The sequence below is a fragment of the Streptococcus sp. 1032 genome, from assembly GCF_013277015.1.
Classification (GTDB): domain Bacteria; phylum Bacillota; class Bacilli; order Lactobacillales; family Streptococcaceae; genus Streptococcus.
Genome location: NZ_VMMD01000013.1, coordinates 105,897 through 118,401 on the forward strand (window position 1 = coordinate 105,897; position 12,505 = coordinate 118,401).

14 protein-coding genes are annotated in these 12,505 nt (G+C 39.5%); 10 read left to right on the forward strand and 4 right to left on the reverse strand.

Annotated features, from left to right (window positions below; genetic code table 11):
- Positions 1-18: 18 nt before the first annotated feature.
- From dhaL to pdrM, 10 genes are all read left to right on the forward strand, one after another.
- Complete coding sequence (gene dhaL, locus HT711_RS03975) at positions 19-594, forward strand: dihydroxyacetone kinase subunit DhaL (RefSeq protein ID WP_024057029.1); 576 nt, start codon at positions 19-21, stop codon at positions 592-594.
- Positions 594-968 carry a dihydroxyacetone kinase phosphoryl donor subunit DhaM gene (dhaM, locus tag HT711_RS03980; RefSeq protein ID WP_173234977.1) on the forward strand — a complete coding sequence of 125 codons (375 nt, stop codon included), beginning with the start codon at positions 594-596 and terminating at the stop codon, positions 966-968. Before dhaL ends, dhaM begins: the two co-directional genes overlap by 1 nt.
- Before the next feature lie 487 nt (positions 969-1,455).
- Positions 1,456-2,457, forward strand: a complete 1,002-nt coding sequence (locus HT711_RS03985; RefSeq protein ID WP_173249760.1) for a hypothetical protein — start codon at positions 1,456-1,458, stop codon at positions 2,455-2,457.
- Positions 2,454-2,651: a hypothetical protein gene (locus tag HT711_RS03990; RefSeq protein ID WP_000658758.1), complete on the forward strand. Its 198-nt coding sequence runs from the start codon at positions 2,454-2,456 to the stop codon at positions 2,649-2,651. Before HT711_RS03985 ends, HT711_RS03990 begins: the two co-directional genes overlap by 4 nt.
- Before the next feature lie 38 nt (positions 2,652-2,689).
- The gene (locus HT711_RS03995) at positions 2,690-3,382 is read left to right on the forward strand and encodes a YjjG family noncanonical pyrimidine nucleotidase (protein ID WP_173234981.1); all 693 of its coding nucleotides are present in this window, start codon (positions 2,690-2,692) and stop codon (positions 3,380-3,382) included.
- A gap of 61 nt (positions 3,383-3,443) precedes the next feature.
- Entirely contained in the window at positions 3,444-4,097 is a 654-nt protein-coding gene (locus HT711_RS04000; RefSeq protein ID WP_138700500.1) for a uracil-DNA glycosylase, read from the forward strand.
- 9 nt (positions 4,098-4,106) lie between these two features.
- Complete coding sequence (locus HT711_RS04005; protein ID WP_001135770.1) at positions 4,107-4,571, forward strand: 8-oxo-dGTP diphosphatase; 465 nt, start codon at positions 4,107-4,109, stop codon at positions 4,569-4,571.
- A gap of 12 nt (positions 4,572-4,583) precedes the next feature.
- Positions 4,584-5,852 (forward strand): dihydroorotase, encoded by a 1,269-nt coding sequence (locus HT711_RS04010; RefSeq protein WP_138700496.1) that lies wholly within the window; start codon positions 4,584-4,586, stop codon positions 5,850-5,852.
- Positions 5,853-5,865: 13 nt separating this feature from the next.
- A complete protein-coding gene (locus tag HT711_RS04015; RefSeq protein WP_001105920.1) occupies positions 5,866-6,126 on the forward strand; it encodes a hypothetical protein in 261 nt (86 codons plus the stop codon).
- A gap of 10 nt (positions 6,127-6,136) precedes the next feature.
- Positions 6,137-7,489 carry a sodium-coupled multidrug efflux MATE transporter PdrM gene (pdrM, locus tag HT711_RS04020; RefSeq protein ID WP_173234983.1) on the forward strand — a complete coding sequence of 451 codons (1,353 nt, stop codon included), beginning with the start codon at positions 6,137-6,139 and terminating at the stop codon, positions 7,487-7,489.
- A gap of 214 nt (positions 7,490-7,703) precedes the next feature.
- Here pdrM and xerS read toward each other — a convergent pair whose 3' ends face one another.
- The 4 genes from xerS to ylqF form a co-directional block, all read right to left on the reverse strand.
- Positions 7,704-8,774 carry a tyrosine recombinase XerS gene (xerS, locus tag HT711_RS04025; protein WP_173234985.1) on the reverse strand — a complete coding sequence of 357 codons (1,071 nt, stop codon included), beginning with the start codon at positions 8,772-8,774 and terminating at the stop codon, positions 7,704-7,706.
- Between the two features lie 476 nt (positions 8,775-9,250).
- The gene (locus HT711_RS04030) at positions 9,251-10,801 is read right to left on the reverse strand and encodes a ClC family H(+)/Cl(-) exchange transporter (protein ID WP_173234987.1); all 1,551 of its coding nucleotides are present in this window, start codon (positions 10,799-10,801) and stop codon (positions 9,251-9,253) included.
- Positions 10,802-10,817: 16 nt separating this feature from the next.
- A complete protein-coding gene (locus HT711_RS04035; protein ID WP_173234989.1) occupies positions 10,818-11,597 on the reverse strand; it encodes a ribonuclease HII in 780 nt (259 codons plus the stop codon).
- A complete protein-coding gene (ylqF, locus tag HT711_RS04040; RefSeq protein WP_173234991.1) occupies positions 11,584-12,435 on the reverse strand; it encodes a ribosome biogenesis GTPase YlqF in 852 nt (283 codons plus the stop codon). The genes HT711_RS04035 and ylqF overlap by 14 nt, the downstream gene beginning before the upstream one ends.
- Positions 12,436-12,505 lie beyond the last annotated feature (70 nt).

Sequence of the window (12,505 nt, forward strand, 5' to 3'; positions counted from 1 at the left end):
TCAAGGAGGAAATATCGAATGAATGCTGAACAAGCTCTTGAATGGATGAAGCTTTTTAATGAAAAGATTCAAGAACAGAAAGATTATCTTAGTGAGCTAGACACTCCTATAGGAGATGGAGACCACGGTGGAAATATGGCGCGTGGAATGGCTGCAGTTATGGAAAACTTAGAAGGAAAGCAATTTGAGACCAGCAGTGATGTGTTTAAACTTGTCTCAATGCAACTACTGAGTAAGGTAGGCGGTGCTTCTGGTCCCTTGTATGGCTCTGCTTTTATGGGCATGGCCAAGGCTGATTCAAATTCGAAATTAGAAGAAATCTTACAAAGTGGTTTGGATATGATTGTCAAACGCGGGAAAGCAGAAGTTGGAGAAAAGACAATGGTTGACGTTTGGACTCCTGTTATTGCTGCCTTGTCTGATGGCCAGTTGACTCAAGAGGTTATTGATCAGGTAGTGAATGCTACCAAAGATTTACTTGCAACTAAAGGAAGAGCATCTTATGTAGGAGAACGATCTCTCGGACATATTGACCCTGGATCATTTTCATCAGGATTACTCTTTACTGCTCTATTAGAAACTGGGGTGGTTTAATGGGAAGCATTGGTCTTGTTATCGTTTCACATTCCAAACACATTGCACAAGGTCTTGTTGAACTGATTAGTGAAGTAGCTAAAGATGTTCCGATTACTTATGTAGGAGGAACCGAAGATGGAGGAATTGGAACGAGTTTTGATCAGGTAGATAGGGTTGTTTCTGAAAATCAAGCAGATACTTTACTAGCCTTTTTTGACCTAGGTTCTGCTAAAATGAATTTAGAAATGGTGGCTGATTTCAGTGATAAGAGTATCATCATCAACAGTGTTCCAATTGTAGAAGGCGCCTATACTGCAGCTGCTCTTCTACAGGCTGGGGCAGAACTATCGGTTATTCAAACACAGTTGGCGGAGCTTGAAATCAATAAATAAGGAATCTTCCTATTATTCCTTTTTAGGTGAGTTATTACTTATCTCTACTATCAAAGTTTAAGTAGATTATTACAAAATCAGAAAGGGATTGCTTGGGCAGTTCCTTTTTAATTTAACAGAAGTAAAGCCATAGAGTTTCTAAATTGTGAACCATTCAAAACTAATTGTAATGGGATTATTCTAGCTTTAGAATCCTTCAAAAATTTAGATTTAAAGCAATCAATGACTTAGAAGAGTACGAAAACATTTAGTTTATAGGAATTTTAGTCCTAGAATTACATGGATATTTATGAAGTTGAGTTGTTCGATAGCTAGAATTGTTCTATTCTGAAAGATTTGGGCTGTCAATTGTATAGGATAGTGTTATTCTATGTTAGATTCCAGTAAAAATGATTGGATAAATAATATTAAAGAAAAATCAAAATCATAATTTTGTTTAATATGGTATAATATTTCTAATAATTTAAATATAATGAGGTAGTAATTTATGGATGAAGTTTTATTTTTTGGAGAAGATGACTTCGATATTCTTGATATTGATGGTTATGAACTAAAACCCTCATCGTTTTTTAATAAGTTACCAGAAATAGCCAAACCATTAGTCAAAAATGCAAATAAAATCTTATCTGAAGTAGAAAAAATGTTATATTCTGCTCCAGCCTTTATCAATGTTGTCCAATCTAGTATACCTGAAGAGGTTTTTCAGGCAATTCTTTCTCCAGAACAACGGGAACAAATTGCTCAAGGAGTGTTAAAATTAATGACCAAGAAAGATGGCTCTCTTTTGGCGGTATTAGTAGATACTAATACTAATAAAGTCGTTGGAAATGTACCATTGAAATCTGTTAAGTTGGCACCAGAATTAAATAAAGCGCTAGCCGATTATTCGTCACAAATTCAAATGGCTCAGATTGCAGAGGAGATTCAGAATGTACAATATGCTATCGAGGACGTCAGAAAAGGACAGGAGTCAGATAGACTCGCAATAGCCTATAGTTGTCAACAGAAACTCTTGCAAGCTAGAGAGATATCAGATTCAAACATTAGAACAATGATGTTACTGCAAGTTATTTCAGATGCAGAAGATAGTAGAAATCTCTTAATGCTTAGTCAAAAATCAAATGTAAATTTTATCAAAGAACAACCAGATTCTACTTGGGGTAAGTTATTAAAAGGGGATAAACCAGATAAAATTGAAGCTCGTATGAATGAGATTAGAGATGGATTAGCAGCTGTAAATATCGTTTCACTATCAGCAGCAATAGCTTATAATGAGTTGGGCGAGAAAAAAGCTGCTCAAAAAAGTTTGGATTACTTTGGGAAATTTATTAACGAAACTTATCTCAGTTCTCAGAAATTAGTAGAGAGACTTGATTTACTTGATCCTTCGCCTACAAATTACTGGACAAAAGAATTGCCAAAAATTGAAACTTCGATAATGAAATTGCCAAATAAAACAGATTCTATTGAGACAGAGGTGCTAGAATGAAAGAAATAAAAAAATGCAAGACATGTACTAGGGATTTACCATCAAGTTATAAGCACAATAAGTGCGAATCGTGTAGAAACAAAAAAATAGATGAAGCAAAAAAGATACTTAAAGTTGTTGGACAAGTTGGAAGTGTGGTTACTCCAGTTGTAGTTGGTATGTTGATGAATAAAACTAAGAAAAAGAAGAAATAAACTAATCTATTAAATACCTAGAAAGGAAAACTCTCAAATTGTCCCACAAATTTCTACTTTTCGACCTTGACCACACTCTTCTTGATTTTGATGCTGCTGAGGATGTGGCTTTGACGCAACTCCTAAAAGAAGAAGGAGTTGCAGATATTCAGGCATACAAAGATTTTTACGTTCCCATGAACAAGGCTCTATGGAAGGACTTGGAGCAAAAGAAAATTAGTAAACAAGAGCTGGTTAACACGCGCTTTTCTCGTTTATTTGCTCATTTTGGACAGGAAAAAGACGGTAGTTTTCTAGCCCAGCGTTACCAATTTTACCTTGCCCAGCAGGGACAAACTTTTTCAGGCGCTCATGAACTCTTAGACAGCCTCATTGAGCGAGATTATGAGCTGTATGCTGCGACAAATGGAATTACTGCCATTCAGACAGGGCGTTTGGCTCAATCTGGTCTAGCACCTTATTTCAATCAAGTCTTTATCTCTGAACAGTTGCAAACACAAAAGCCTGATGCTCTCTTTTATGAAAAAATCGGTCAACAGATTGCAGGTTTTAGCAAAGAAGAGACGCTGATGATTGGAGATTCCCTAACCGCCGACATTCAAGGTGGCAATAATGCTGGGATTGACACGATTTGGTACAACCCTCATCACCTCGAAAATCATACACAAGCCCAGCCAACTTATGAGGTCCATTCTTACCAAGACTTGCTGGATTGCTTAGATAAACTGTAAAAAGTGGTTTCCATAGCCACTTTTTGCTATAATAGAGGCAGTAAAAATGAAGGAGTTGGCTATGGAACACTCGTCTTGGCATGCTTTGATTAAGGCGCAATTACCTGAGGGTTATTTTGGGAAAATCAATCAGTTTATGGAGCAGGTCTATTCTCAGGAGACTGTTTATCCGCCCAAGGAAAAGGTTTTTCAGGCTCTCTTGACAACACCGCTTGAAGAAGTTAAGGTGGTGATTTTAGGGCAAGATCCCTATCACGGGCCAGGTCAAGCGCAGGGCCTGAGTTTTTCTGTACCGGACTCTATCCCAGCTCCGCCTTCCTTGCAAAATATCTTGAAAGAATTGTCAGATGATATCGGGGTTAAGAAATCTCATGATTTGACAGCTTGGGCTGAGCAAGGAGTCTTGCTTCTTAATGCTTGTTTGACGGTTCCTGCTGGGCAGGCCAATGGTCATGCTGGGCAGATATGGGAGCCTTTTACGGATGCTGTGATTCAGGTGGTTAATCATTTAGATAGACCAGTTGTTTTTGTACTCTGGGGAGCTTATGCACGCAAGAAGAAGACCTTGGTTACCAATCCTCATCACCTGGTTATCGAATCAGCCCATCCCAGTCCTTTGTCGGTTTATAGAGGATTTTGGGGTTCCAAGCCTTTTTCCAAGGCCAATGCATTCTTAAAAGAGATAGGACAAGAGCCAATCGATTGGCTTAGATAAGGAGAAAATATGCCTCAGTTAGCGACGATTTGCTACATTGATAACGGGAAAGAACTGCTTATGCTCCACCGCAATAAGAAACCCAATGATGTCCATGAAGGCAAATGGATTGGTGTGGGTGGCAAGCTAGAGCGAGGTGAGACCCCTCAGGAATGCGCGGCGCGTGAAATCCTCGAAGAGACGGGACTGAAAGCCAAGCCAGTTCTAAAAGGTGTTATCACTTTTCCAGAATTTACGCCAGATTTAGACTGGTACACCTATGTTTTTAAGGTGACAGAGTTTGAAGGGGACTTGATTGACTGCAACGAGGGAACGTTAGAATGGGTTCCCTATGATGAGGTTTTGAGCAAGCCGACTTGGGAAGGTGACCATACCTTTGTTGGGTGGCTTTTAGAGGATAAACCCTTCTTTTCAGCCAAGTTTGTTTATGATGGGGATAAATTGTTGGATACCCAAGTCGATTTCTATGAATAAAGGAGAAAGTAGATGCTACTAATCAAAAATGGTCGTGTAATGGATCCCAAGTCTGGTTTGGATCAAGTGTGTGATGTCTTAGTTCAAGATGGGGAAATTATCAAAATTGCACCTGAGATTAAAGAAGAAGGAGCAGAGATGCTTGATGCTAGTGGTCTTGTAGTTGCTCCTGGCTTGGTCGATATTCATGTTCATTTCCGTGAACCTGGACAAACCCACAAGGAAGATATTCATACAGGTGCCTTAGCAGCTGCGGCAGGTGGTTTTACAACGGTTGTCATGATGGCTAATACTAGTCCAACCATTTCAGACGTGGAGACTTTGCAAGAGGTTCTCCAGTCAGCTGCCAAAGAGAAGATTAATGTTAAGACGGTTGCGACCATTACTAAGAATTTTAATGGGCAAGATTTGACTGACTTTAAGGCACTTTTAGAAGCTGGTGCGGTTGGTTTTTCTGATGACGGTATTCCGCTTGAAAGCAGTAAGGTTGTAAAGGAAGCCATGGAGGAAGCCAAAAAACTCAATACCTTTATTAGTCTCCATGAGGAAGATCCAGGATTGAACGGTGTTCTTGGGTTTAATGAAAATATTGCTAAAGAACATTTCCATATCTGCGGTGCGACTGGGGTGGCTGAGTACGCTATGATGGCGCGTGATGTCATGATTGCCTATGCAACTAAGGCCCATGTTCACATCCAGCATTTGTCTAAGGAAGAAAGTGTTAAAGTAGTTGAGTTTGCTCAAGGTTTGGGTGCGCAAGTCACAGCAGAAGTAGCGCCACAGCATTTTTCTAAGACCGAAGCTCTCCTTTTGACACAAGGAAGTAATGCCAAGATGAATCCGCCGCTTCGTTTGGAATCAGACCGTCGTGCCGTGATTGAAGGTCTCAAGTCAGGTGTCATCACAGTTATTGCGACTGACCATGCGCCTCATCATGTAGATGAAAAAAATGTTGAGGATATTACCAAAGCGCCATCTGGTATGACTGGCTTAGAAACCTCTCTGTCTCTCGGATTGACTTATTTGGTCGAAGCTGGTGAGTTAAGCTTGATGGAATTACTCGAAAAGATGACATACAACCCAGCCAAGCTTTACAACTTTGAAGCAGGTTACTTGGCTGAGAATGGTCCAGCGGACATCACTATTTTTGATGCTAAAGCTGACCGCCTTGTGGACTCCCATTTTGCTTCCAAAGCAGCTAATTCACCATTCATCGGTGAAACCTTAAAAGGGCAGGTTAAATATACCATCTGTAAAGGACGAATTATCTATCAAGCTTGATAGGAGTTGGAATATGAATTATTTTCGAAAACGTAGGGAGAGAAAAGCAAAATCTAATAGCGGAATTTACTGTCCCGCATCTAATCGTTCTAAAATTCAATATGAAACTAAAGAAAAAGCTGATCATGCGGTTCAATATGATAATGGAGGTTTAGTTAGAAGCTATTATTGTCGAACATGTGCGTGTTGGCATACTACTTCAAAATCTAATAACCCTCCGCTAAGTTTGAAAAACTATGGTCTGAAACTCTTTGGTTTAGATAAATCAGAATAGAAAGAGAAGTATGTATAAGACAAAGTGTTTACGAGAGAAGTTAGTATTATTTTTAAAAATTTTCTTCCCAATCCTGATCTACCAATTTGCCAATTATTCTGCCTCTTTTGTTGACACTGCAATGACAGGTCAATACAATACTATGGACTTGGCTGGTGTGTCTATGGCAACCAGTATCTGGAATCCTTTCTTTACATTCCTAACAGGGATTGTGTCAGCCCTGGTGCCTATCATTGGTCACCATCTTGGTCGAGGCAAAAAGGAAGAGGTTGCGTCTGATTTTTACCAATTCATCTATCTGGCCTTGGGTCTATCTGTGGTCTTACTGGGACTGGTACTTTTCTTGGCACCTCCTGTCTTGAATCATATAGGACTAGAAGCTCCTGTAGCAGCAGTAGCGGTTCGCTATCTTTGGTTTTTATCTATCGGGATTATCCCCTTGTTGCTCTTTAGTGTCATTCGTTCCTTGCTGGATTCGCTGGGCTTGACCAAACTGTCCATGTACCTCATGCTTTTGTTACTTCCTCTCAATAGTGGATTTAACTACCTCTTGATTTACGGGGTCTTTGGTGTTCCAGAACTGGGAGGTGCTGGTGCTGGTTTAGGAACATCCTTGGCCTACTGGGTCTTGCTGGGGATTTCTGTTCTGGTTTTATTTAAACAGGAGAAGCTCAAAGCCTTACACCTTGAGAAACGCATTCCGCTTAATATGGATAAAATCAAGGAAGGAGTTCGTTTAGGTCTGCCTATTGGGGGAACTGTCTTTGCGGAAGTAGCTATTTTCTCCGTGGTTGGCTTGATTATGGCTAAGTTCTCATCCTTGATTATTGCTAGTCACCAGTCAGCAATGAACTTTTCAAGTCTCATGTACGCCTTTCCTATGAGTATCTCATCTGCTATGGCTATTGTTGTTTCCTATGAAGTGGGAGCCAAGCGATTTGATGATGCGAAAACCTATATTGGTCTAGGAAGATGGACTGCCCTTATTTTTGCGGCCTTCACCTTATCTTTCCTTTACATTTTTAGGGGAAATGTGGCCGGTCTTTATGGGAACAACCCAGAATTTATCGATTTGACAGCACGTTTTTTGACTTACAGTCTTTTCTTCCAGTTAGCAGATACCTTTGCGGCACCGCTTCAAGGAATTTTACGGGGGTATAAGGATACCGTTATTCCTTTTTACCTTGGTTTGGTTGGTTACTGGGGGGTGACACTTCCAGTAGCTATGGTATTCGACTCTCTAACAGATTTTGGAGCTTATTCTTACTGGATCGGTTTGATTATTAGTCTAATCGTGAGTGGGGCTTTCTACCGTTGGCGTCTAACTGTTATTATGAAGAGATTTGAATCCAGAAAAGCTTGATTTTTAGGATTCATACAAGTAAAAAGATCCTTCCTTATCTGCATTATTTTTGCTATAGTTAAATTAGTAGTAGGCAAATGAGAATTTCAAAAATATAGAAACAATTGATATTCCACGCTACTTTACTAGTATCAGATATAAAGAAAAAGAAGTTGCTTATTTTTAGCAGCTTCTTTTTTTGATAAATATTTTACATAAGTTATATTACGTAAAATTATAAACTATCCAAGGCATTTTTTTGTTCATCATTGACGATATGGGTATAGAGGTCAGTGACTTGTGTGCTGGCATGTCCTAGCTGGTGACTGACCAAAACTTGCGATTTAGTGGCATCATAGAGTCTAGTTGCTAGGGTATGGCGCAGTTTATGGGGTGTTACACGGACTTTGAAGTCCTCTGAGTATTTAGCAACCATTTTCTCAACGCTGGAAGCGTCAATACGATTGGGAACACCTCTATAGAGTGTCAAAAAGAGGGCTGTGTCTGTTTTTTCCGTCTTATAGCGTTGATTTCGAATGGCCAGATAATTCTCTAAATAAGGCTTAGCAAAGGCAGCAACATTGACCGAATCGCGTTTGCCACCTTTTCGAGTGACATCAATAACCATCATTTTTAGATTGAGATCTCTTAAATCCAGATTAACAGCTTCAGATAAGCGAACACCCGATGCCAAGAGAAGGGCAATAATGGCTAAATCTCGTTCTTTATTTTTGTTGAATGATGAGAGAGCTCGATTTGAAAGCTCTTGTGGGTAATCTTGGTCGATATAAGTTAGAAAACCTTCTGTTTCATCACCTAGAAAGAGTTTTTGCTTGATGTTTTCAGCTCTGGCAGCAAGGGTTTCTTTCTTTTTCTTGGTTGAAACTTTTTTCATTACATTACGATAGAAATAAGGTTCTCCCTGATCGTTTTCAACTTCCTCAGTCAAATACTTATAAAGACTAGAAAGTGCTGACAAAGTCCGATTGATGGTTGTCTGAGAAACTCCTTGCTTGGTTGTATTAGCATTCAGCAAGGGACGTTCACGTAGATAAATGATAAAAGATTCCATGTCTTTCTTTGACATATTTTCCAAGACAGATAAGGGAATATCGGACATTTTATCAGCATTTGAAATCCCAGACTCTAAAACCCAGCTGAAAAATCGATCGTATTCCTTAAGGTATTCGTACAGGGTTGTAAAACTGTAGGGCACAGCCAGCTTAGATTGGTAGTATTCCAGTACATACCAGGGCATGATTTGTTTTAGTTTGTCAATTCGTTCCAGTAAAATCTCACGTTTCATGTATTTTCTCCATAAATAAGTCTACTAGTAGTATAGCATAGACCTATTTATTTTTCAAGAAAATTATAGTTTTTCGGAAAGATGTTATAGAGATTTTTAAAAAAGACTTAGACCTGAGTAAAACAGATCTAAGTCTTTGGAGTTTCTATTGAGAATCATTAGCTAGTGTTTTTTCTAGTTTCCAAATACTAAACCAGAATGAAATAGTCAACAGAATAAGGAAAATAATAAGGAGTTATGAGATACAAAATACATTGTATAATCGCTATCGTTTTCTTTTTCATGATTTTAATCTTACTGTACAGATTTGATACAGTAAACTCCTTTCTAGCTTTATGCTTTTTTATGCTTTATCGTTCAATTATTTGTATGAGAAATATCTTATCTGTAAAAAATAACCGATCTCATTGCTGAGAATCGGTTATTTAAATAAATTAAGTTGATATTTACATAATATAAATTATGTAACAATTATACTACAACAACAAATCTTTGACTTTCCCAATTTCGCTTTTTGGAATAACCAGGTGAATCATATCACCCAGATACATTCTGGTTGAGCCGTTAACTGTTTGGCTCTTTCCATTATGCACTTGGGTAGTGATGAGGACGTTGTGTGGTAAGTTGAGTTCATGAACTTGTTTCCCAGCAATTTTATCAGAAACTGGTATTTCGATAAGTGTAACTTCTCCTTCGCTGGATACTTCTTCTGGAAGCATTTTTTCCAGCATGGCTTCATAGACTGGTGCACCTTTGAGTAGGTCCATAATGATGTAGGAGACCAAGGTTACTAAACCAAGTGGCATGAGGTTGCGAATATCTCCTACCATCTCAGTCACGAGTATCATAGCAGTTAAGGGAGCTTTTGATATGGCTCCAAAATAGCCACTCATTCCTAGAATGACAAATATAGGGAATTGCTCTTGACTGACAAGTCCAAGATTGACACAGATAACACCAACTAGGGCACCAAGCAAGGAACCGAGAGCCAAAATAGGTAGGAAAATCCCTCCTGGAAGACCACTTCCATAGCTAATCATGCTCCAAACAAAGCGAATCAAAAAGTAAACTAATAGAACTTGGAAACTAAAATCTTGCTCAGTTAAGGAAAGAACCAGCTGATTTCCACCACCAAGGATTTGGGGTAAGAAGATCCCGACTGGTATGATGAGAATGAAAGCCAGAATTGGATAATAAGCTCTATTCAAACGGATTTTTTGACCTATCCAGTCATAAACTCTACCGACATTGAGTACAGCTTTTTCATAGAGAAAACCAGAAAGTCCAAGAAAAACTCCCATAAGGAGGTAAATCCAATACTGATCTAGGGTCATGAGTGGGATGTTGTCTGGCATATCCAGTACGGGTGTTAGACCAAATATAAGCAGAGAAACAAAGTTTGCTACGAGACTAGCTGCTAGAGTTGAGACCCAGAAAAAGCGCGAAAAATGGTGATAGACTTCTTCTACAACAAAGAGAAGTCCTGCAATCGGTGCATTAAAGGCTGCAGCTAGACCAGCGGCAGCTCCACTCGCAATCAAGGATCGTTCCTCTACTGGACTGGATTTAAGCCATTTGGCAATACCTTTACCACCAACTGCTCCTAGTTGAATACTTGGCCCTTCACGCCCCAGCATAAGTCCGCTGGCAATAGCCAAAATTCCTAGAATATATTTTTTCCAAAGTACGCCCCACCAGTTGAGGGTCATGAGTCCTTTCAGTTCGGCTTCGACTTGAGGAATTCCTGAACCTTTGATATCTTTTTCTGATCGAGTTAATTTCGCACTGAGCCAGCAAACCATTAAATAAAATAGACCAATGATAAAAAGATTGCGCAATAGGTGCGCTTGATCTTGATAAAGTCCTTGTATCAGGTGGAAGCCTTTTTCGATTGAAAACCGAAAGGAGCCGACGATGAGTCCGACGACGAGACCAACAATGATTCCTCGTCCAACTTGGGATAATATGGTGCTTGAGGCAAAGGCAAATTCTTTCTTGGAACTGAGTGTTTCTGACTGTTCCTCCATAATCATTCCTTCTAACTTAACTTTCTTTTTCTACTGAAACCAGTGATTTAACAGGTTCAAAGCTGGTTCGGTGAATTGGGGTAACTCCTAGTTTTTCAAGTCCTTCTAGGTGTTTAGCAGTTCCATAACCTGCATTAGTAGCGAAATCATAGCCAGGAAATTGCTGGTCGTATTCCTTCATCAATTCATCACGTGTCACCTTAGCTACTATAGATGCTGCTGCAATCGAGAGGGAATTGGCATCTCCTTTGATGATGGAAGTTTGTGAAATGGGCAAATCCAGTTTCATGGCATCGATCAAGAGATGTTCGGGTTGCGGACTGAGCTGGGAGATAGCTTCCTGCATGGCCAGTTTGGTTGCTTCATAGATATTGACTTGGTCGATGACCTGATTATCCATGATACCAATCCTGATTGACAAGGCTTTGTCTTGAACTTCTTGAAAAATCTCCAGATGTTTCTTTTTTGGAATTTTCTTGCTGTCGTTGAGACCTTTAATCTTACAATTTTTAGGTAAAATAACGGCTGCAGCGACTACAGGTCCAGCCAGAGGACCACGGCCGACCTCATCAACACCAGCAATTAAGGTCAATCCTTGCTTATAAAGTTCTTTTTCATAGGAAAGCATAGATTCCAAACGAAGATCCTCATCCAATTCAGCTTGAATGGCTTTCTTACGCTTGCTGATTTCCTTTTGAACTCCAGAGCGAGTATCCTTTTCAAGTTCTAAAAAAATAGGGCTTTCTAAATCCTTGACTGTTGCAAGGAGTTCTTTTATTTCTTTAATCGTCGTCATCGAGGTCTTCCAATGTATCTAAGGTATAGTTACCGAGTTTGCCATCGCGGACTTCCTTCACGAAGAGACTGTAAAAACGATCATAGTCATCACGGAAACCGAGGGCACGGGTCATATCCATAATAATAACAGGAGCTTCTTCTTCAATTTTCATTTGTTTGAAGCGTTCAGCTAGCTTTTCTGGATAATGTTTTTTGAAATAATTAAGACCAAAAATTGTCACCTCGTCCATAGGAAGCAACTGGTCCTTAATAGCTCCAGTCAAGGCTAGTTTAAGAGCAACAGTTTCGTCTTCGAATTTAGGCCAGAGAATCCCCGGTGTATCCAAGATTTCCAGGTCTTTATTGGTTTTAAGCCATTGTTGTCCCTTGGTCACACCTGGTTTGTTACCGACAACGGCAATCTTCTTACCAGCCAAACGGTTCATCAGAGTTGATTTACCAGCGTTTGGAATCCCGATAATCATGGTACGCAAGGTTTCAATCTTGATACCACGTTCCTTTTGGCGAGCAATTTTATCAGCCATGAGCTTCTTGGCCGCATCTGTTACAACTTTTACAGTTACTTGTTCTTTGGAATTGATAGCCAGCGTCTGGATTCCCTGTGATTCAAAATACTGACGCCATTCCTTGGTCATTGTTGGATCAGCCAAGTCCGCCTTGTTTAAAATCAAAAGTTTTGGTTTATCACCAACAATCTTGGTCAACATAGGATTTTGACTAGATAGAGGTAAACGTGCATCCACCAAAATAGTTACAAAATCAACAAATTTTAAATTTTCCTGCACCTGTCGACGCGCTTTAGACATGTGACCAGGAAACCATTGAATAGTAGCCATTGAGTTTTTTTCCTTTCGTAGCAAGGGTTTAGAGACCCTATTTTATTTTACTATCGTTTGAACATAAAGG